We start from the raw sequence: 19,917 nt of genomic DNA on the forward strand, positions 1-19,917 counted from the left end.
GGGACATAAAACTAGTTATCACTTAATAATTCCACTGTTTTCTCATACATTTCATCTTCCTGAAGGTATACGTAGAAATAGGCTTTTTCGCCAAACGCCAACCGAGCCAACTCGGCTTTGTAAGTATTCATCAGCATTTGTTCACTTTTCTCTATATTTTCTTGTTTGCCTTCAATGTCTTGCGATTTTGCTATGGCTACAATATTTTTATATACTGAAGACGGTAATACAAATTCTTTAGCAAAAGCTTCCATATTTTCAAAAGCATCTATTTGCATTCTGTGCTCATTATAAAAATCTATTGCATTTTCCACCACAATACTATTTCTAATCACTCTATTATAGAAATAATAATTAAAAATGGTGTCAAATGGAATTTCTACATCTGGCATGATGCCACCTCCTCCATAAACCACTTTACCCTGAGGAGTCACATATTTGGTAGTATCTTGCACTATTAAACTATCTGACTTGTCCACATCGAGCATTCTGTGATAATGGTCGGCATAATAAGCTTCAGAGCCTTTGTCATAGGGTCTTTGTATACTTCTTCCTGTAGGAGTATAATACCGAGCTACTGTTAATCTTAATGCAGAACCATCCTCAAAATCCATTTGTTCCTGAACTAATCCTTTACCAAAGGAACGCCTTCCAACAATAGTTCCTCTGTCGTTATCTTGTATGGCTCCAGCTACAATTTCGGAGGCTGAAGCTGAATTATCATCGATAAGAATAAATAAAGCGCCCTCCTCAAAAGCGCCATTCTTATCAGCTAAGTATCTTTTTTCAGGACGGTTCTTTCCCTTGGTATAAACTATTAATGATTCATCCTCGAGGAAAGTATCTGACATGGCAATGGCTGCTCTTAAATAACCACCACTATTCCCACGTAAATCTAGAATCAAAGCTTCCATTCCTAATTTCAATAAGTCGGCCATGGCTTCATCAAACTCCTCAATGGTGGTAGCTGAAAACTTGCTTATCTTTATATATCCCAAACTATCATTGACCATAAAAGATGCATCAAGACTATAAGTAGGGATTTTATCGCGAATAATGGTAAATGGCAGCAGCGTATCGATATGACTTCTATGAACAAACAAGTCAACTTCGCTTCCTCGTGGACCTTTTAGTCTTTTAATCACATCATCAGAATTCATCTTTTGACCAGCGATAGTATCCCCATCAGCTATCACTATTTTATCACCAGCTTTAATTCCTGCTTTTAAGGATGGACCACCCTCCAAAGGGAGCATCACAGTTAAACTATCTCTGATCATTCGGAATTGAATTCCAATCCCATCAAAATTTCCTAATAAAGGATCCACCACATAGTGATAGTTCTCAGGAGTGATATAGGAGGAGTGAGGATCTAACTCTTTGATCAACTCATTTATGGCTTGTTTTTCCATATCAGCCAAATCAACACTATCCACATAATCGTGTTCTATATAATTCAGAATACGATCTACTTTTGTTGCTGCTCCTCCATAGCTATTGCTTCCTTCACTTAAAAAATGCCTTCCAACAGACATCCCTACCACAAACACTAAAGCTATTATTATCGGAGTATAAACTTTATTCCACCAGGTTGTATTCATACTATTAACAGTATTTTTAAGACTTTTAGCCGTCAAAAGTAAAAGATATTTTTAGAAAAGTTATCTTTGCAGCGAAAATTTTAACCATAAAAATTTGATAAATAATGACTAAGAAAGCCATACTAATCATAATGGATGGATGGGGACAAGGCAAGAAAGACAAAGCCGACGCCATCTACCAGTCGAATACCAGCTTTACAAAAAGCTTATTTAACAACCCAAATGTAGCTCAAGCGCTACTCCATACTGATGGTGAACACGTAGGTTTACCAGATGGCCAAATGGGAAATTCAGAGGTAGGTCACCTCAATATTGGTTCTGGAAGAATCGTATTCCAAGATTTGGTAAGAATCAATAATGCCATAAAAGACAAAAGCATCGAGCAGAATGAAGAAATCACCAAAGCCATAGCTTATGCCAAAGAAAATGGAAAGAAGATGCATTTTATTGGATTGGTTTCTGATGGTGGTGTTCATGCTGCGAGTGCTCATTTAGTAAAATTATGCCAAATGGCTGATGATGCTGGTTTGAAAGATGTTTTTGTTCATGCCTTAACAGATGGAAGAGATACCGATCCAAGAAGTGGTTTAGGCTTTATTAAAGAACTTGATGCCAATATTAAAGATACATCAGCTCAAATCGCTAGCGTTTGTGGTAGATATTATACTATGGACCGTGATAAAAGGTGGGATAGAGTTAAGCTAGGATACGATCTTTTGGTTCATGGAAAAGGCCAAGCTTTCCAATCTGCTGAGGAGGTTATGAAAGCTGCTTATGCCGAAGATAAAACAGATGAGTTTGTAAATCCAGCGGTGATAGTTGACGAGAACAAGGAGCCTTTGACAAAGATAGAAGCTGATGATGTGGTTTTCTGTTTCAATTTCAGAACGGATAGATTAAGAGAAATCACTACTGTTTTAAGTCAAGAAGACATGCCAGAAGAAGGCATGACCAAGCTTCCACTTTATTATGTGACCATGACTCGTTATGATGAGAAATTCAAAAATGTTCACATTGCCTTTGATAAAGACGACTTAAAAATGACTTTAGGTGAAGTAATCAGTAAAGCTGGAAAAAGTCAAATCCGAATTGCAGAAACAGAAAAATATGCCCATGTTACTTTTTTCATGTCTGGTGGTAGAGAAGCAGAGTTTGAAGGCGAAAAGAGGATTTTAATTCCATCACCTAAAGTAGCTACCTACGATTTAAAACCCAGCATGAGTGCTTATGAAGTGACCGATGCAATTGTTAAAGAATTGAATCAAAACCAACCAGATTTGGTTATTTTAAATTTTGCAAATTCTGATATGGTAGGTCACACCGGTATCTATGAAGCCATTAAAGAAGCTGTAGAAACAGTAGACAAATGCGTTCAAAAAGTAACAGAAACTGCGCGAGAACTAGATTATTCTGTTATGATTACTGCAGATCATGGAAATTCTGATCATGCTATTAATGCTGATGGAAGTCCTAATACAGCACATTCCATGAATCCTGTTCCTGTTTTCCTTATGGATGGAACACATAAAGAATTAAAAGATGGAAAGCTGGCTGATTTAGCTCCTACCCTATTAACATTAATGGGTTTAGATATTCCTGAAGAAATGACAGGAGAAGTATTAGTATAAATACTTTAAATTTAAAACAAATAAAAAAACCTTAGCGATTTGCTAAGGTTTTTTAGGTTAAGTTAATCTAACTTTTTGTTTGCCCTCATTTACTTCAACAAAGAACTCGTGAAGTAAAACGGTTGTTTGTCTCTCATTGGCACACTCTGGGCAATAATCCAGGGTTTGGTTGAATTCAGCTCCACAAATGGAACAAGAGTAGTGCTTCCGATAGATGCGTAATTCGGGATTGTCTTTTTTAAGAGTTCTGAAGGCCACTAAGCCTCCAATAACCACTACTAATACGATGCTAATTAATATTATCATGATATCTATTTTTAAGTTGTTGGGACAATTGTTGATTTCAAGACCACATATTTACCTTGCTTTAGACATAAAGGACAAGAATCATGGTTTTCGTCGAAACTAAAACCACACTCCGGACATTCATGCTGCACAATGTGATACAGAATTAATTTTTGGGAATTCACAACAACTAACAATCCAGCAATTGGAGTCAACAATAAACTTATGATGAGACTACTTAGAAACCCGATGGTCCTATGTTTTCCCCAAAAAGCTATTGCTATTGACAACACAAAATATATAATGACTCCAAATATCATGAGGCAAAAGTATGAAAGCAAAAGAGACCATATGGAGGATATGAATATTAGTAAGCACCTAATTAGCGTTTAGGGCTTTTCATCGAAATTACGTTTCTTTGTAAAGCTGAATAAACAGCTCCCTACCCAAACGAGGCTTAATAGAGTTATAGCAAAGCTCCATGGTTTTGATATGAAAAGAAGGCTGAAAAAGCTTTAAATAATCTTCTTCATTACCACCATAAGGAGGTCCAGAAAAGGTAAACTCATGATTAAAAAGCAAACCCGCCAATTTGCCACCATCCACTAATAAGCGAGCTATTTGTTCCACGTATTTGGCTCGTAGACTAGGCTCAAAGCTAGAAAAGAAAGTTTGCTCTACGATGATATCATACTTGGATTCGTGTTTAAAAAAATCTCCTTCTATGATTTGCTCTTCTGGGAAATTGGGAACACGCTCGCGAAATAAGGACAAAGCTTTATGACTAAAATCTAGGAGAAACACATTTTGAAAACCTAGTTTCCATAATTGCTCTACTTCCCATGCATAACCTCCTCCAGGTATCAAAATCCGAAGTGATTTATCTTTAACAGAAGTAAAATACTTCATAATTGGTGGCGAAGCATATCCCATATCCCAGCCAGTGGATTGATTGATATATTGTTGGTTCCAATAGTCAGCTCTATCTTTCATTTATCCAAAGAATAAATAAGCAATAAAGATAGCTGCAATTACTCCGGCCAAATCCGCAATTAATCCTGCGGTAATGGCATATCTGGTATTTTTCACCGCAACAGAACCAAAATAAACCGCAATAATATAGAATGTGGTATCGGTAGCTCCTTGCATGGTAGAACTCAAACGGCCCGCAAAGGAATCAACACCATAGGTATTCATCGTTTCTAGCATCACTGTTCTAGCTCCACTACCTGATAAGGGTTTCATAAATGCTGTTGGTAATGCAGGAACAAAATCGGTGTTTAATCCAGCCAATTGAACCACCCAAGCTATTCCATCAATTAAATAATCCATAGCTCCACTTACCCTAAAGACCCCAATAGCTACTAACATTGCTACTAAAAATGGAATGATTTTAATGGCAATACCAAAACCTTCTTTGGCGCCTTCAATAAAAGTATCATAGATATGGATTTTCTTTCTTAGCCCTAGTACGATAAAAGATATGATGAGGGAAAATAATATCACATTTGCTGCAACTGAGGAATAAACCGACACCTGTTCCTTTGGCAATACAGCGAACAAATAAATAATACCAGCAATTAATAAAGAAAGGCTCCCCATATAGGCCATAATCACCTTATTGAAAAGGTTTATTTTCTGATATAAACTCACTGCAATAATTCCAGCTATGGTACTAAAGAAGGTAGAAAGTAAAATGGGTAGAAATATATCGGAAGGATCTGCAGCTCCTAATTGAGCTCGATACACCATCACGCTAATTGGAATCAAGGTTAATCCAGAGGTATTCAATACCAAAAACATAATCATGGAATTGGAGGCTATATCTTTCTTGGGATTTAATTCTTGAAGCTGTGTCATGGCTTTTAAACCCATGGGAGTAGCCGCATTATCTAAACCCAGCATATTAGCCGCCAGATTCATCATGATACTTCCATTTACAGGGTGATCGGCAGGGATATCTGGAAAAAGCTTTCTAAAAAACGGCCCCACTATCTTACTTAAAATAGCCACCATTCCTCCTTTTTCGCCTACCTTCATTAGGCCTAACCATAACGTCATGACTCCTGTTAAGCCTAAACTGATTTCGAAACCCGTTTTGGCATTAACGAAAGTGCTATTCATCAAAGCTGGGAATATTTCTGTATCGCCAAAGAATATCAGGCGCACCAGAGCTATCACAAAAGCGCAAAGAAAAAAGAATACCCAAATATAATTAAGAGCCATAAAAATGAGTTTGACTTATTCTTGGGAAAGGGCTTCTTCCAACTCGTCTGTCATTTCTAAGTTATGATAAACATTAGACACATCATCGTCCTCCTCAAAAATCTCAATAATTTTCAATACTTTTTTGGCTGATTCTACATCTAATTTTTCTGTGGTGACAGGGATTCTCTGTAATTCTGCCGATTCTGGTTCAATATTGAGCTCCTCTAGTTTTTTCATCATAGAACCAAAGTCTTCCATGGCTGTAGTAATGGTTATATGTTGCTCTTCTACTTCTATATCTTCGGCACCAGCATCAATAAATTCCAATTCCAAATCATCCATATTTAAATCCCCAAGCTCCAGACTAAAGAATCCTTTTCTATCGAAAATAAAGCTTAAAGACCCGTTTTTTCCTAAGCTTCCACTGTACTTATTGAATACCGCTCGAACATTAGCAACTGTTCTTTGGGTATTATCAGTAGTACATTCTAGGAAAACAGCAATTCCATGAGGAGCGTATCCTTCATAAGTGAGCTCTTCATAGTTATTAGAATCTTTATCATCTCCTTTTTTAATCGCTCTTAGGATATTATCCTTGGGCATACTCACACCTTTGGCATTGGTAATGGCCAAACGAAGCTTAGGATTAGAATCAGGATCATTACCACCCTCTTTTACTGCGATAGTGATATCTTTAACAATTTTACTAAACATTTTAGAGCGCTTAGCATCTGCTGCTCCTTTTTTGCGTTTAATGGTTGACCATTTACTATGTCCTGACATATTTCTATTTTTTTATTGAATGGGTAAAATTACGAAAATTCGTGGCTTATTTTAGTGAAGCATTAGACTTAAAAACCAAATTTCAGAAACCAACATCCCAAGGTCTTGATTTTGATAAATATACACTATCTTTGAACCGAAACAGTTCGCTATGAAAAATATACTTCTAAATATCAGTATTGCTTTTCTCCTTTCCTGTGGCTTTTCCGCTCAAGGCCAAGATGACAATTACCTTTTGATGGTTATAGACGTGCAAGAATTTGAGAATGTGAAGGAGGAAATTCCAACAGAAGTTTATCAAGACTTTTTAAAAGAGGTTAATGGAGTGATTGAGTCATTCGAGAAAGAAAAAGTAATCTATATTAGAGATTTGTCTTTGGTACTTTCTCTATCTTTTAAAGGAAAATCCATTGACACCGTGAGCTTCCCTAATTTCGAACCTGACTTAAAAATAGTAAATGAGCATGTTTTTATAAAAACAGAAGGCGACTCTTTCACAGCGGATGGATTAGAGGAATATCTATTAAAATTCCCCGATCATAAAATTGTAGTCATTGGACTTATTGCAGATGGCTGTATATTTATCACTTTAAAATCTGGAGTTAAACACGATTATGATATGTATATGATACCAGAAGCCATACTCGCCAGATCCGAAATAAGTAAAGAAAAGTATTTCAGGAAGTATAAAAAGATGGGTGTGAAAATATATAAAAAATAATACAATGATAAAAAGCCTAAACAATTGGCAGAAAAGATTTTACGGAGCTATGATTGTCACTATTCTAGGAATAGCATTTTCAACTATCATGACTGATGCACCTCAATCAATAGGTACTGTATTTATAGCCATTGGTGGATTATTGTTTATCTCTGGCATGAATTTGAAAAACAAATCGGAACAAGAAAAAGAACAATAATTCAATGAATACTAAACACTCCCATATCATTCTATATGATGGAGTATGCAAATTATGTCATGCATCGTTCAACTTTATTATCCACAGAGATTCTAAAGCGATTTTCAGATTCCAAGCTTTGCAAGATTTTAAAAACTTTGAATTATTAGAAAGTCAGATTCAAAAGCCCATCCCCGATTCTATCCTATATATTCAGGAAGGGAAAATTTTCACCAAATCAACAGCAGCTTTAAAAATATGTAAAAATCTGGATGGTTTATGGCCTGTTTTCTATGTGTTTATTATGCTACCAAGACCCATCAGAGACTATATTTATGATCTCATTGCCAAATACCGATATTCTTGGTTTGGAAAGTATAATACTTGTATGATTCCCGATGAAAATTTAATTGATAGATTTATATAAAATGATGAATTAGAGAACTATCTTTGGCGCCATGAAAATCAGCTTAAAACTGAGTGGCCTTAGCCCCGCCGAAAGATATACTTTCAGGCTTCACCTTATCTATTCTATTTTAGAAGGCATAGTCTTGGGTGTATTGGCCCTCAACGAATTCGTTTTCCTGAAGAGTTTAAAAGGTAGCAATATGCAATTGGGAATTCTTTTCCAATTTAGCATGGTGGTATTTATTGGATTGATTTTTATTAATGAACTCATCAGGAGAACCAAAAACAAAGCCAAGATGTTGAGAATAACAGCCATTCTCACTCGACTACCCCTCGTCCTTCTCTTTTTCTTTCCTCGCAGCGAAGCGGCACTAGATGGGGATTCTATTTATCACCTGATTTTCTTGGCCATATTCTTAGCCTATTACCTGGCGGCTCCTATAATCTATCCCACTATCAATCAATTTCTTAAAAACACTTATAGCCACAAAAACTTTGGGCGGCTTTTTTCCAATGCCACCTCTATAAATAAAATTGTGATGCTAGTGGTCACTTTTGCCTATGGTTTATGGCTCGATATTGATCCTTATGCTTTCACTTGGATTTATCCAATTATTGCCATTATAGGAATTGCTTCGGTACATCTACTATCGAAAATTCCATACACCGACAAGGATGTCATCATTAAAAAGCCCTTTAATGTAGCCGTAAAGGATAGTATTAAAAGAATGACAAATTTAGTAGTTACCAACAAACCCTATCTGCATTTCGAATTAGGATTTATGCTTTATGGCTTTGCTTTTATGTCCACCGTTGCTGTAGTTACCATCTACTACGATGAGGTTTTACATTTGAATTATTCTTCAGTGGCCTTCTATAAAAACTCATACAACATATTGGCTATTATGATATTGCCATTTTTTGGAAAACTCTTAGGCAAGATAGATCCCAGAAAATTTGCTGTCATCACTTTTAGTAGTATGTTATTGTATATTCTAGCTTTAGCATTAACCCAATACTTTCCAGCAAATATAAACCTTTGGAATATCAAAATCTATTATATGATGCTGGCTTACATTCTGTTTCACAGCATTTTTGCAGCTACCATGTCTTTGCTTTGGTTTATAGGTTCAGCCTATTTCGGAAAAGACAAAGATGCTGGTGATTTACAAGCTGTCCACCTATCACTTACTGGGATTAGAGCGGCCTTTGCCCCTCTTGTGGGTATTATCTTTTATCAATTATTTGGATATACTATTACTTTTGGCATTGCTATTCTTTGCCTTTTAATTGCGGTTCTATTGATGATATGGTCTTATCGTAGACGAAAAATTGGCTAACTTTTTATTTGTCATTTTCATGACTCCTTCGAGAAACATTGTGGAATAATAAATTTCAAAACAAAAAATGTATTTTTGCCCTAATATTATAAATTTATTGGAGAATAATGTCGGACTGGCAAGAAAGAACTGCTCTGCTTTTAGGAGCAGAAAAAATAAAGAAATTACATGATAGTCATGTATTGATTGTTGGACTCGGAGGAGTTGGAGCCTATGCTGCTGAACAAATAGTGCGTGCAGGGGTTGGACAAGTGACCATAGTAGATGGCGACGCTGTTTCTGAAAGCAATAGAAACCGACAGATGGCCGCTTTAGTAAGTACTTTAGATCAATCTAAAGCTAAAATCATGGAACAAAGGCTACTGGATATCAATCCGGATTTAAAAATCACCACCATAAACGAATACATTAAAGATGAGCGGATGGAAGAACTCCTCGACCATCCCTATGATTATGTGGTAGATGCCATAGATACCTTATCTCCTAAGATATTTCTACTTTACCACTGTCTACAAAAAGAGTTGAAAGTCGCTAGTTCAATGGGTGCTGGTGGAAAGGTAGACCCCAGCCAAGTTCAGATAGCTGATATCTCCAAATCATATAATGATAAATTGGCTAGAATCCTTAGAAAAAGGCTCCATAGATTGGGCGTTTATGAAGGAATAAAAGTGGTTTTTTCTCCTGAAGTAGTAGACGAATCGGCAGTCATTCTCACCGAAGGCGAACAAAACAAGAAGACTACAGTAGGAACCATTAGTTATATGCCTGCCATCTTTGGTAATTTCTTGTCGAGCATAGTCATTCGAGATTTAATGAATTCGAAATGAAAAAAGCAGGCTTCGGAAATATAAATGGGCAAAAAATCTATTATGAGCTTTTTCAAAAATCAGAGGAGGCAGAATATCTAGTTTTTCTGCATGAAGGATTAGGTTCGGTGGCACAATGGAAGAATTTGCCAGAAGAGTTTTCTGAATTAACAAGCATGAACGTGTTGGTATACGATCGCAGTGGGTATGGAAAATCATCACCAGTTCCTCAGAATTATCCCTATGATTATGTTCGCTATGAGGCCCAAACTATTTTACCTAAACTGCTCGAACAACTAAAGATTGAGACTTGTCACCTTTTCGGTCACTCGGATGGTGCTACCATCGCCCTATTATTTGCTGCCTACCATCCTCAAAAATGCTTAAGTGTGATATCTGAAGCCGCTCATGTGATTATTGAAAACATAAGCGTAGAAGGAATTCGGAAAATCAGAGCTATTTATCAAGATAAAATCCGAAAACCCCTACAAAAACATCATGGAGATAAAACCGATTGGGTTTTCTATCATTGGTCTGATACTTGGATAGATCCAGCATTCAAATCTTGGAACATGAATATTGAGCTGAAGCAAATAAAATGTCCTGTTTTAGCCATTCAAGGAGAAGATGATGAATATGGAAGTCCTGAACAATTGAAGATTATTAGGGATTTATCTTCTGCCGAGACCCATCTTATTCCCAGCTGTGGCCATATCCCTCATTTTCAAAAACCTAGTGAAATCAAGAAGCTGGTAATGGATTTTTTTAAAAAACCTTATGAATCAAACGCTAGTTTGTGATTAAATTCTAAATTTGCTCAAAACACAAAAAAATGAGGACAATATTTCTATTTTCTTTTTTCCTTATCCTTACAGTATCAATAAGAGCAAGCATTATTCAAGTTTCTGGAAATGTTTCCGGAACATGGAATGCGGACACCGTTCAAGTCATTGATGATATACTAATACCTAACAATCAAATCCTTACCATCAACCCTGGTGTAAAGGTCATTTTTGATGGCTATTATTTTTTTAATATTTCAGGACAGATACAGGCCAATGGATTAGCAAATGATTCCATCTCCTTTTTTGTTTCGGATACTACAGGCCTATATAATCTTGAAACTAATGAGGGCTCATGGGCTGGCTTTTGGTTTGAGCAAATTAGCCCAAACAACGATTCTTCTACTTTTGAATTCTGCAAATTTAATTATGGGAAAGCAGTATCAACAGATTCTGTTTATTGGTATGGAGGTGCGGTCCGCATTAATAAATCTGACCGAATCCGGTTTTCAAACTGCTCATTCTCAAACAATATCGCCTATAAAAACGGAGGTGCCATCTATTGCAGAGATTCCGATATCAAAATAGAACATTGTATGTTTCTCGATAATGCAGGTGGCACATCTATTGAATGGGGTTACGGTGGTGCCGTTTGCCTCGAATATTCTAATGCAATAGTTTGCCGAAACTATTTTGCAAAAAATTCATCCACAGGCACCGGAGGTGGTTTATCATTTGAATATTCAGACCCAGATATTGAGGCCAATATTTTTTATAATAATTTCAGTGCCATTGGTGGAGGCTTATGTTGTATTCGATCAAAAGCAGGCAAAGCTGTTGTAAACAACCTTTTTGATCATAATGGCTCCACCTTTTTTGGGGGTGCCCTTGCATTTTTAGAAGCCCATACGCTTTTCACAAATAATACTGTAGTAAATAATAGTTCCATTTATGGTGGAGGTTTTCATATTAATGCGGGAGCCAATCCCATTATCAAGAACTGCATTATATGGAATAATACCATCAGCAGCGAAGAAGGTCCACAAGTCTGTATGTATGATGTATATTCAGCTCCCGAATTTTATTATAATAATATAGAAGGTGGTTTTGAAGATTTTACGGGTTCTGGTGTTGGAAATGGCCTGATCATATACGATAATAATATTGACCTTGACCCTCAGTTTGTGGGAACAGGTGATTTTCCTTTCAGCCCCCATGGAGATTCCCCCTGTGTGAATACAGGAACTCCAGACACCACTGGACTTTTGCTTCCACATACGGATTTAGCAGGCCAATTAAGGATTCAGGAAGACCAGATTGACATGGGCTGCTATGAAAACCAAGGGAATTCAGGAATCCAAAGTGGAACCATTAATAAATTGGAACTATCAGTTTCTCCGAATCCCATTACTGATCATTCAATAATCAATTTGAATATTCTGGAACAAACTGAGTTAGAATTTACCATAACAGATAGTCAAGGTAAAGAAATAGTTCGAATCCCAATGCAAGATTACAGCCAAGGTAAACACCAAATTTCGCTACCCATCATTAAACTAAATTCAGGTTTATATTTTTTGAAAGCTCTGGAAAAGAATTCAAATAGAATAAAGGTTTCAAAGTTAATGGCTCATTAAGAATCTTTTATATGCACAGATCGGTAGATATAGGTGAGCTTCAAACTCTCCTGTCACTATCAGGGGTCAATACTTCAGTACTAATAACATGAAATAATCACCCATTGGCTATTTCTAAAAAGGATGATTCCAACTAGAAACCACCCTTTTATTTTATCTCAAAATGATATTCTATTGCTTAGTTGCAACGGTAGTTGCTATTCCTTCAATGGGGAAATTAACACCTAAATATTCTCCTTGACCAGTAATAATCATTTTATAATTAAATACACTCCCCGATAAGGTCCCTGTTGTATTTGCAGTAAGCTGAATGGTCACTCCATCTTGCACCTGCTCTGTGGTCATTGGATCAAAGGTAACGCTAGTACCACTTATAACACCTCTAACGGCCTCTGTTTCATCAACCATCAAAATTTCATTAGTATTGTTTCCTTTCTTTATCTGAAAACTTATATCACCATTTAGAGGCTGTGTAGAAGTTTGCCCCGCCATGGTCAATGTAATTGAACCATTAGTCTCTCCTACATAAGTACCTATCCACTGGTCACGTTGGTCAACTGGAGTAACTTCCTCATCCTTTTTACATGAACTTATAAATACACCCAAGAAGGCAACAATAATCAAAAAATGTAATTTTCTTTTCATTTGATAAATCTTTTAGATTGATATTGAATAATAATGGCGAAATTACAATTTTATATGCCTATGGCTTAAAAAGGTTAATTAAATGAATAAGCGTTTGACTGTATTTATTAAACGTGCGCTACTATTGATTAAAAGCATATTTCAAATTTGATAAATCAGAATTAAATCTCTCTTTTTTCTCCTAGATTAATGATATGCTTAGAAAAATAACCACATTAAATTCAACTATCAAATTATTACGGAATACAAATAGAATATATAAACTCAAAGGAGCCCATAAGAATTAAGTCCCCGTATATCATGCAAAAATCTCAAGAGATTAGAAACAAAAAGAATAAATCGTAGATTTGTCCCCCTAATACAAACAATATGTCTGCATATTTAGAATCAAATTATAGAAAAATCACTACTCACGTTTTAAATGAAATGAAACATAGAGGAGAGAAAATTTCAATGCTTACTGCCTACGATTATTCCATGGCTACACTTTTAGACTCTGCTGGAATAGACGTTATTTTGGTAGGCGATTCGGCCTCCAATGTAATGGCTGGTCACAAAACTACACTGCCAATCACATTAGACCAGATGATTTATCATGCATCGAGTGTAATGCGCGGCGTACAAAGAGCCTTGGTGGTGGTGGATATGCCATTTGGTACCTACCAAGGAAATAGTAAAGAAGCGCTGCTCTCTGCTATTAAAATCATGAAAGAAAGTGGTGGAAATGCTATTAAAATGGAAGGTGGTCAAGAGATTTTAGAATCTGTCAACCGTATTCTATCTGCTGGAATTCCAGTAATGGGGCATTTGGGTTTAACTCCACAGTCCATACATAAATTTGGAACTTATGTAGTAAGAGCCAAAGAAGAGGAGGAAGCACAGCAACTTCTCGATGATGCTAAGAAACTAGAAGAAGCAGGATGTTTTGCTTTGGTACTGGAGAAAATTCCAGCCTCGTTGGCAGCCAAAGTTCAGAAAATGGTAAAAATTCCTGTTATAGGTATTGGCGCCGGACATGAAGTTGATGGACAAGTACTTGTATTACACGACATGTTGGGTATTACTCAAAAGTTCTCTCCTCGTTTCTTACGTCGTTACCATAATTTAAGTGAGGAAATTCAAGGCTCTGTAAAAGCTTATATTAATGATGTGAAGACTGGTGAATTTCCAAACGAGAGAGAGCAGTATTAAAAGGGCTAGTACTTGGAGTACTTAGAGATAAAAGTATTTAAAGTTAAATATAGAAAATACTGGGTCACTGAGTCTATCTGGCAACGAAGCTAGGCAGGTTTGTCGAAGTGACCAAAAAATAAGGCCCATATACCTTCGGCTCCGCTCAGGGTACATAATGAAGAAAAAATAGAATAAAACTATAATTAAATATCATGAGAAATATAAAACATTTTACAATCATTATTTTGGCTTTAGTGCTGGCTTTTCCTGCCATAGCCAAGAAAAAAGACAAAGAAGAGGATAAAAAAGACGCTTATGTTTTTACGGCGGTAAAAGACATTCCTACTACCTCTATTAAAAACCAATACCGTTCTGGTACTTGCTGGAGCTTCAGCGGTTTAAGCTTTTTAGAAACTGAATTAATCAGAACAGGCAAAGGTAAGGTTGACCTTTCCGAAATGTTCGTAGTACGCAATGCTTATAGCCAAAAAGCAATTAACACGGTACGTTGGCATGGGAACTTAAACTTTGGTGGCGGTGGAGCTTTTCACGATGTGACTTGGGTTTTCGAAAACTATGGTGCTGTTCCTGAAATAGCCTATGCTGGATTAGAATATGGTGAAGAAAAACACGTTCATGGTGAAATGGATGCTCTTTTAGACGGTTACGTAAAAACAGTAATTGAAAACAAGAACAAAAAAGTAAGCACAGCTTGGCATGCTGGTTTTGATGGAATCTTAGATGCTTATTTAGGTGAAGTTCCTGAAACTTTCGAAGTAGAAGGTGTGGAATATACTCCTAAATCTTATGCCGAATATTTAGATTTAGACATGAGTGATTATGTTGAAATCGGTTCTTATACTCATCATCCATTTTATAGCAGCTTTATCCTAGAGGTTCCAGACAATTGGATGTTAGACGAAATTCATAATGTACCTATGGAAGATATGATGACTATCATTGAAAATGCCATTATGAATGGATATTCAGTAGCTTGGGGAGCCGATGTAAGTGAAAAAGGATTTAGCTGGAAAAATGGTGTAGCTATTGTTCCTGATGCCGACAAGCCAGAAATCGCAGGAATGGAAAGCGAAAAATGGGAAAAGATGGACGCTAAGGAAAAAAACAAAATGCTTTATAGCTTTGATGAACCAGTTTCTGAAAAAACTATCACTCAAGAAATGCGTCAAGAGCAGTATGATAACTATAAAACTACTGACGATCATGGTATGTTATTAACGGGGATTTCTAAAGACCAAAACGGACAATTATTCTTCAAAGTCAAGAATAGCTGGAGCGAAAAAGGAAGTCCTTATGTAGGATACTTCTATGCTTCTAAGCCATTTGTTGCTTTAAAGACTATCGATGTATTGGTACATAAAGATGCTATTCCACAGGAATTAAAAGATAAAATGGGAATTAAATAGAATTTGATTTCTACATTTGAGTTTTAGGGTTTCACTTTTTAGTGGAGCCCTTTTTTTATTGACAAGATGCCTGAGTAAATAACAATCATCACACACTACTGATATACTGATGCTTACGAAGATTAAATAGAATGGAAATAATTTCATATGAATTAGAAATCATGTTAAAGAAAACTGTACTCTTGCAAAATATTTCACAAGTAGAATTATAATTAATAACTCAAACTAGCAGCATACTATCATGGACTTTGCAGACCTATTTAATTCGGACATTTTTATTTATGTCATCTTACCCATATTGATATTTTTATCACGAATTTTTGATCAATCTGTTGGTATACTTAGAATTATCTTCGCCACCAAAGGATTAAAATACCCAGCTTTTTTTGCAGGATTTATGGAGTCATTAATCTGGCTGATTGCTATTGGTCAAATCATGAATCACTTAGATAATGCCCTATGCTATTTAGCCTATGCTGGCGGATTTGCAACAGGAAATGTAGTTGGAATTTACTTAGAGCAAAAGCTATCTATAGGATACGTTATGGTAAGAGTCATCTTTCAGAAAGACTCAGAAACCACTATCTCCTTATTACGGGAAGCAGACTATCGACTGACCATAAGCGATGCAGAAGGTATGGATCAGCCAGTTAAAGTAGTATTCAGTACAATCATGCGAAACCGCTTGAAAGTTTTTCTAAAAATCTTAAACCAGAACAATCCTAATGCTTTTTATACCATAGAAGATGTGAAGATGGTAAAACAAGGATATTCTTTAAAGAAGGAAAGCTTTTTTCACCGTAATCAGAAGGGTAAATAAAAAACTATCATATATTCTTGATGAACAAATGGTTCAATTATATGATGAAAAAGCGAATCACGATCAGTAGTTACAAAATAAATTTTATTAAACTAATTATTATTAAAATTACCTATAATTTCAGTGTGATTACCCAACCACTTTACCGCAAAAATCTATTGATTCTCTGTTCTTCTAGCGTGTGTTTTTAGTAAATATTGAGCAACATCACCTTCATGATAACCTGTTATTAATTGTTCAACAGAACCACCATTATTCAAATTTTCACAGTATTCATATGTGCAATTAGAAGATTTTGAAGAAATTACTTCCGTCTCATACATCTGAAAATAATTAATATTAAAATCAAGCAAAATCAAGAATACATAAAATGCCAAGGCCAATAGATGTCCTAACCAATAAAACGTAGTAGCTATTTGGGATTTAGTTTACATAATTTAATATTAATGCTCGAGATAAAGGTAATAATAAATTACCGTTTACGGCCCTTCTAAAATCTTTCTGGTCACGAGCTACCTAAATCATAATTTTTGAGAATCTGACAAAAAAATACAGACCTATCTCATTTTACTCTAATTTTGGTTCTTCATAATAAAACCCAAAATCTCAAAGTATGAATGATAGTATTTTCAAAGAGCTAGAGGAAAAAACAGATCAAGAGCTCATTTCCTTACTTAAGCAAGGAAATTTAAAGGAATTCGAATCTATTCTTTTTACTATTACCATCCTCAAGCAAAAAAAATACAATAAAGAAAAACTGGAGAAGGCTAAAAATAAAATCCTCGATCAATTAGATGAAAAAGTATTGGAGTTTACAAGCCTAGAAAAAGAATATATTAAAAAGAAAAAGGATACAAAATCAAGTTTTATCTATGCCATTGGGATTATGGTCATCTCATCCATGATTTATATTCAAAATCAAAATGGATTAATCCTTAAAAAACAACCTCCTCTTTTTCTATACATCACAATTTCAGCTCTGTTCATAGCTTTTTTCATCTACAAGCTAATGGATTTCCAAAAGAGTAAAGAAGCTTTTCATCAATTAGATTTTAATAGAAAAGCAGAGCTAGAAAAACAAATTGAACTTTTGGAGAAAGAATAATCTTAGGACCTTATAATTAGTGTTCATCACTAAGCAAAAACTATTATTTTTGTCAAAATTTTAAACAAATGATTCAAATCAAAATACTTCCCTTCAATCCTTTTCAATGTAATTGTTATGTGCTTTGGGTCGAGACCAAAGAGGCCATCATTGTCGATCCTTCTTTCAGTTCAGAACAAGAATACCAAGTGATAGCTAAACTTCTACAAAGCGAAGGGTTATCGCTTAAGGGTGTTTATAATACCCATTGTCATTTTGACCATTGTTTTGGAGCTCCATTTTTGAAAGAACATCATCAGATGGATTATGCAGCACATAAAGATGGCATCCAATTTACAGAAAACGCGACCAAACAAGCAGCTGTTTATGGAATGCAAATTGCAGAAATACTCCCTCCTCAAATTTTTATTGATGAAGGAGAAAGCATTAAATTCGGGAATAGTGAATTAGAAATCCTCAATACACCAGGCCATGCCGATGGTAGTCTTTGCTTTGTGAGTCATAGCGATAAATTCGTCATCACTGGAGATGTTCTTTTTAGAGAAAGCATTGGTCGCACCGATTTGCCCACCGGTGATTTAGATGTGCTTTTGGCGAGCATAAATAATAAGCTATTCCAATTACCTGGCGATTTTGTAGTTTATCCTGGTCATGGCCCACAGTCGAGTATTGCTCATGAACAAGCTAATAATCCATTTCTTCATTTTGGAGAGGTGCATTAGAAAGAAGGTCTTAAAGTATATTAAAGTACTTAAAGTTAAAAGTTGCGGGATAAAAGATCAAAGGCCTTCGGAGATGATATTAGAAGTACTTAGGAAAACTAGTTAAGGTTAGAAGATGAATTCCAAAGAGGTTAAATTCATGCAAAAAGAGAAGTACTTAGAGTACTTAAAGTGTATTAAAGTACTTAAAGTTAAAACCAATTTCTAGGAATCTATTCCTGATGTGCAATTTATTTCACGCAAAGAAATCGCAAAGATAAATCGCAAAGAACGCAAAAGAGTTTGGAGTAGAAGGTATGAAACAGCAAGAAAACAATCTACTTGAACCTCCTGTTAGATTTCAAAAATATCATTATCTTTAAAATAAAAACACATGATAAAGATAGACGATGCCCTTATTTCTCAATACTCGACCAAGGCCAAAACTTCTCAAAGACGAAGAATGAATTATAATTTCCATAAAGAAGATGCTGCTACTTTGCAGAGGATGCTCAATGCCATGGAACCAGACACCTATATCCAAGCCCATAAACATGAAGATCCGGATAAGGTGGAGGCATTTTTTGTTTTACGAGGAAGAATTGTTTTAATTGAGTTCGATGAGAGGGGAAACATCATAGATCATATCGTACTAGATCCCAAAAAAGGAAATTATGGAGGAGAAATCCCAATTGGTTCCTGGCATACACTCATCTGTTTGGAAGAAGGTTCGGTAGCCTACGAGATAAAAGATGGTCCCTACGATCCTAGCGTAGATAAAAACTTCGCCACATGGGCTCCTGCTGAAGGGGATGATGATTGCCAAGAATATAATCGGCGATTGCTTGATAAACTTGGTCTTTAAAAAAATAAAAGGAACGCTAATTTCTGCTAATCGCACGCTAATTATCGCTGCTTGTATTTTAAAATGATGTGAAATATGGAATATCATTAGATATTTATTAACCCATATCATGACTTGATTAATACTTTGCCTATAATCCTCATTTAAATAAATATCCGTAATTTTACCTGAAAATAGTCTCATGCATCAACTCATCCTTCCAGAAGAAAGCTACCTGATAAGTGGAGCATTCTTTGCAGTATATAATGAACTTGGCCCAGGGTTTCTAGAATCCGTTTATCAAGAAGCACTTGCACTTGAGTTTACTGAACTTAATATCCCATTTAAGGAACAATTGGGGATGAATATCATTTATAAAAACAAAATATTGAATAAAAAGTTCTACGCTGACTTCTTATGCTTTGAAGATATCATTATCGAAATTAAGGCAGTAGAAAAAACAAGCAAAGAACATGAATCTCAAATTCTAAACTATCTAAAAGCTACTAACAAACCGCTTGGTTTACTTGTGAATTTTGGAAGTCCAAAAATATCCATCAAAAGATTTGCGAACACATTGAGAATGTAACAAATAAAGCATCTACCAATTTATTAATGCGAACCAGCAAGCTCTATTCGCGAAAATCAGCATTCGCCTTCTCAACAATCAATACAAATTAGCGGAAATTAGCGCTCCACTACTTAACAATCAAAATTCAATTCAAATTAGCGGAAATTAGCGTTCCACTACATATCAATCAAAATCCAATTTAAATTAGCGGAAATTAGCGTTCCACTACATAACAATCAAAATCCAATTCAAAT

Annotated in this window: 22 protein-coding genes; 15 read left to right on the forward strand and 7 right to left on the reverse strand. The window is 35.6% G+C overall.

Annotated features, from left to right (window positions below; all coding sequences use genetic code 11):
* Window positions 1–11: 11 nt before the first annotated feature.
* Complete coding sequence (locus HNS40_RS01275) at window positions 12–1,601, reverse strand: S41 family peptidase (protein ID WP_172276432.1); 1,590 nt, start codon at window positions 1,599–1,601, stop codon at window positions 12–14.
* A gap of 104 nt (window positions 1,602–1,705) precedes the next feature.
* On the opposite strand from HNS40_RS01275, the gene gpmI reads away from it, so the two are divergent.
* Complete coding sequence (gpmI, locus tag HNS40_RS01280) at window positions 1,706–3,229, forward strand: 2,3-bisphosphoglycerate-independent phosphoglycerate mutase (protein WP_172276434.1); 1,524 nt, start codon at window positions 1,706–1,708, stop codon at window positions 3,227–3,229.
* A gap of 57 nt (window positions 3,230–3,286) precedes the next feature.
* Here the strand turns inward: gpmI and HNS40_RS01285 are convergent, their stop codons facing one another.
* The 4 genes from HNS40_RS01285 to HNS40_RS01300 all read right to left on the reverse strand — a co-directional run bounded on the left by HNS40_RS01285 (window position 3,287) and on the right by HNS40_RS01300 (window position 6,505).
* Window positions 3,287–3,535 carry a hypothetical protein gene (locus HNS40_RS01285; protein ID WP_172276436.1) on the reverse strand — a complete coding sequence of 83 codons (249 nt, stop codon included), beginning with the start codon at window positions 3,533–3,535 and terminating at the stop codon, window positions 3,287–3,289.
* A 387-nt stretch (window positions 3,536–3,922) separates the two neighbouring features.
* Window positions 3,923–4,507: a methyltransferase domain-containing protein gene (locus HNS40_RS01290; protein ID WP_172276438.1), complete on the reverse strand. Its 585-nt coding sequence runs from the start codon at window positions 4,505–4,507 to the stop codon at window positions 3,923–3,925.
* Window positions 4,508–5,740: a nucleoside recognition domain-containing protein gene (locus HNS40_RS01295; RefSeq protein ID WP_172276440.1), complete on the reverse strand. Its 1,233-nt coding sequence runs from the start codon at window positions 5,738–5,740 to the stop codon at window positions 4,508–4,510. It lies immediately after the preceding gene.
* Between the two features lie 15 nt (window positions 5,741–5,755).
* Window positions 5,756–6,505, reverse strand: a complete 750-nt coding sequence (locus HNS40_RS01300; RefSeq protein WP_172276442.1) for a YebC/PmpR family DNA-binding transcriptional regulator — start codon at window positions 6,503–6,505, stop codon at window positions 5,756–5,758.
* Between the two features lie 151 nt (window positions 6,506–6,656).
* Here HNS40_RS01300 and HNS40_RS01305 point away from each other — a divergent pair, with 151 nt between their 5' ends.
* The 7 genes from HNS40_RS01305 (at window position 6,657) to HNS40_RS01335 (ending at window position 12,377) form a co-directional block, all read left to right on the forward strand.
* Window positions 6,657–7,226: an isochorismatase family protein gene (locus HNS40_RS01305; protein ID WP_172276444.1), complete on the forward strand. Its 570-nt coding sequence runs from the start codon at window positions 6,657–6,659 to the stop codon at window positions 7,224–7,226.
* A gap of 4 nt (window positions 7,227–7,230) precedes the next feature.
* The gene (locus tag HNS40_RS01310; protein ID WP_172276446.1) at window positions 7,231–7,425 is read left to right on the forward strand and encodes a hypothetical protein; all 195 of its coding nucleotides are present in this window, start codon (window positions 7,231–7,233) and stop codon (window positions 7,423–7,425) included.
* Between the two features lie 4 nt (window positions 7,426–7,429).
* Window positions 7,430–7,831, forward strand: a complete 402-nt coding sequence (locus tag HNS40_RS01315) for a thiol-disulfide oxidoreductase DCC family protein (protein ID WP_172276448.1) — start codon at window positions 7,430–7,432, stop codon at window positions 7,829–7,831.
* Window positions 7,832–7,862: 31 nt separating this feature from the next.
* A complete protein-coding gene (locus HNS40_RS01320; protein WP_172276450.1) occupies window positions 7,863–9,152 on the forward strand; it encodes an MFS transporter in 1,290 nt (429 codons plus the stop codon).
* Between the two features lie 107 nt (window positions 9,153–9,259).
* A complete protein-coding gene (locus tag HNS40_RS01325; protein ID WP_216663663.1) occupies window positions 9,260–9,979 on the forward strand; it encodes a ThiF family adenylyltransferase in 720 nt (239 codons plus the stop codon).
* On the forward strand, window positions 9,976–10,758 hold the full coding sequence (locus HNS40_RS01330; protein WP_172276452.1) for an alpha/beta fold hydrolase: 783 nt from the start codon (window positions 9,976–9,978) through the stop codon (window positions 10,756–10,758). Before HNS40_RS01325 ends, HNS40_RS01330 begins: the two co-directional genes overlap by 4 nt.
* 32 nt (window positions 10,759–10,790) lie before the next feature.
* Window positions 10,791–12,377: a T9SS type A sorting domain-containing protein gene (locus tag HNS40_RS01335; RefSeq protein WP_172276453.1), complete on the forward strand. Its 1,587-nt coding sequence runs from the start codon at window positions 10,791–10,793 to the stop codon at window positions 12,375–12,377.
* Between the two features lie 171 nt (window positions 12,378–12,548).
* On the opposite strand, the gene HNS40_RS01340 is transcribed toward HNS40_RS01335, so the two are convergent.
* A complete protein-coding gene (locus HNS40_RS01340) occupies window positions 12,549–13,022 on the reverse strand; it encodes a hypothetical protein (RefSeq protein ID WP_172276454.1) in 474 nt (157 codons plus the stop codon).
* 369 nt (window positions 13,023–13,391) lie between these two features.
* Here HNS40_RS01340 and panB point away from each other — a divergent pair, with 369 nt between their 5' ends.
* The 3 genes from panB (at window position 13,392) to HNS40_RS01355 (ending at window position 16,442) form a co-directional block, all read left to right on the forward strand.
* Window positions 13,392–14,213, forward strand: a complete 822-nt coding sequence (gene panB, locus HNS40_RS01345) for a 3-methyl-2-oxobutanoate hydroxymethyltransferase (protein ID WP_172276455.1) — start codon at window positions 13,392–13,394, stop codon at window positions 14,211–14,213.
* A gap of 194 nt (window positions 14,214–14,407) precedes the next feature.
* On the forward strand, window positions 14,408–15,622 hold the full coding sequence (locus HNS40_RS01350) for an aminopeptidase C (protein WP_172276456.1): 1,215 nt from the start codon (window positions 14,408–14,410) through the stop codon (window positions 15,620–15,622).
* Between the two features lie 241 nt (window positions 15,623–15,863).
* Window positions 15,864–16,442: a DUF2179 domain-containing protein gene (locus HNS40_RS01355; RefSeq protein ID WP_172276457.1), complete on the forward strand. Its 579-nt coding sequence runs from the start codon at window positions 15,864–15,866 to the stop codon at window positions 16,440–16,442.
* Window positions 16,443–16,597: 155 nt separating this feature from the next.
* Here the strand turns inward: HNS40_RS01355 and HNS40_RS01360 are convergent, their stop codons facing one another.
* Entirely contained in the window at window positions 16,598–16,765 is a 168-nt protein-coding gene (locus HNS40_RS01360; RefSeq protein ID WP_172276458.1) for a hypothetical protein, read from the reverse strand.
* A 290-nt stretch (window positions 16,766–17,055) separates the two neighbouring features.
* Between HNS40_RS01360 and HNS40_RS01365 the strand changes: the two genes are divergently transcribed.
* The 4 genes from HNS40_RS01365 to HNS40_RS01380 all read left to right on the forward strand — a co-directional run bounded on the left by HNS40_RS01365 (window position 17,056) and on the right by HNS40_RS01380 (window position 19,681).
* A complete protein-coding gene (locus tag HNS40_RS01365) occupies window positions 17,056–17,547 on the forward strand; it encodes a hypothetical protein (RefSeq protein WP_172276459.1) in 492 nt (163 codons plus the stop codon).
* 68 nt (window positions 17,548–17,615) lie between these two features.
* Window positions 17,616–18,269, forward strand: coding sequence for an MBL fold metallo-hydrolase (locus HNS40_RS01370; protein ID WP_172276460.1), 654 nt, complete (start codon window positions 17,616–17,618; stop codon window positions 18,267–18,269).
* A gap of 373 nt (window positions 18,270–18,642) precedes the next feature.
* Window positions 18,643–19,113 (forward strand): WbuC family cupin fold metalloprotein, encoded by a 471-nt coding sequence (locus HNS40_RS01375; RefSeq protein WP_172276461.1) that lies wholly within the window; start codon window positions 18,643–18,645, stop codon window positions 19,111–19,113.
* Window positions 19,114–19,294: 181 nt separating this feature from the next.
* Window positions 19,295–19,681 carry a GxxExxY protein gene (locus tag HNS40_RS01380; protein WP_172276463.1) on the forward strand — a complete coding sequence of 129 codons (387 nt, stop codon included), beginning with the start codon at window positions 19,295–19,297 and terminating at the stop codon, window positions 19,679–19,681.
* The last annotated feature ends 236 nt before the right edge of the window (window positions 19,682–19,917 follow it).

Origin of the sequence: Lentimicrobium sp. S6 (assembly GCF_013166635.1) — a bacterium.
Lineage (GTDB): Bacteria > Bacteroidota > Bacteroidia > Bacteroidales > UBA12170 > UBA12170.

Bases quoted from the DNA above. Each gene is read 5' to 3' on its own strand.
- HNS40_RS01365 (WP_172276459.1), top strand. From the start codon at position 17,056: ATGAATGATAGTATTTTCAAAGAGCTAGAGGAAAAAACAGATCAAGAG.
- HNS40_RS01330 (WP_172276452.1), top strand. From the start codon at position 9,976: ATGAAAAAAGCAGGCTTCGGAAATATAAATGGGCAAAAAATCTATTAT.
- HNS40_RS01305 (WP_172276444.1), top strand. From the start codon at position 6,657: ATGAAAAATATACTTCTAAATATCAGTATTGCTTTTCTCCTTTCCTGT.
- HNS40_RS01350 (WP_172276456.1), top strand. From the start codon at position 14,408: ATGAGAAATATAAAACATTTTACAATCATTATTTTGGCTTTAGTGCTG.
- HNS40_RS01370 (WP_172276460.1), top strand. From the start codon at position 17,616: ATGATTCAAATCAAAATACTTCCCTTCAATCCTTTTCAATGTAATTGT.
- HNS40_RS01310 (WP_172276446.1), top strand. From the start codon at position 7,231: ATGATAAAAAGCCTAAACAATTGGCAGAAAAGATTTTACGGAGCTATG.
- HNS40_RS01340 (WP_172276454.1), bottom strand. From the start codon at position 13,022: ATGAAAAGAAAATTACATTTTTTGATTATTGTTGCCTTCTTGGGTGTA.
- gpmI (WP_172276434.1), top strand. From the start codon at position 1,706: ATGACTAAGAAAGCCATACTAATCATAATGGATGGATGGGGACAAGGC.
- HNS40_RS01295 (WP_172276440.1), bottom strand. From the start codon at position 5,740: ATGGCTCTTAATTATATTTGGGTATTCTTTTTTCTTTGCGCTTTTGTG.
- HNS40_RS01315 (WP_172276448.1), top strand. From the start codon at position 7,430: ATGAATACTAAACACTCCCATATCATTCTATATGATGGAGTATGCAAA.
- HNS40_RS01320 (WP_172276450.1), top strand. From the start codon at position 7,863: ATGAAAATCAGCTTAAAACTGAGTGGCCTTAGCCCCGCCGAAAGATAT.
- HNS40_RS01380 (WP_172276463.1), top strand. From the start codon at position 19,295: ATGCATCAACTCATCCTTCCAGAAGAAAGCTACCTGATAAGTGGAGCA.
- HNS40_RS01355 (WP_172276457.1), top strand. From the start codon at position 15,864: ATGGACTTTGCAGACCTATTTAATTCGGACATTTTTATTTATGTCATC.
- HNS40_RS01375 (WP_172276461.1), top strand. From the start codon at position 18,643: ATGATAAAGATAGACGATGCCCTTATTTCTCAATACTCGACCAAGGCC.
- HNS40_RS01285 (WP_172276436.1), bottom strand. From the start codon at position 3,535: ATGATAATATTAATTAGCATCGTATTAGTAGTGGTTATTGGAGGCTTA.
- HNS40_RS01300 (WP_172276442.1), bottom strand. From the start codon at position 6,505: ATGTCAGGACATAGTAAATGGTCAACCATTAAACGCAAAAAAGGAGCA.
- HNS40_RS01335 (WP_172276453.1), top strand. From the start codon at position 10,791: ATGAGGACAATATTTCTATTTTCTTTTTTCCTTATCCTTACAGTATCA.
- HNS40_RS01275 (WP_172276432.1), bottom strand. From the start codon at position 1,601: ATGAATACAACCTGGTGGAATAAAGTTTATACTCCGATAATAATAGCT.
- HNS40_RS01325 (WP_216663663.1), top strand. From the start codon at position 9,260: ATGTCGGACTGGCAAGAAAGAACTGCTCTGCTTTTAGGAGCAGAAAAA.
- HNS40_RS01360 (WP_172276458.1), bottom strand. From the start codon at position 16,765: ATGTATGAGACGGAAGTAATTTCTTCAAAATCTTCTAATTGCACATAT.
- HNS40_RS01290 (WP_172276438.1), bottom strand. From the start codon at position 4,507: ATGAAAGATAGAGCTGACTATTGGAACCAACAATATATCAATCAATCC.
- panB (WP_172276455.1), top strand. From the start codon at position 13,392: ATGTCTGCATATTTAGAATCAAATTATAGAAAAATCACTACTCACGTT.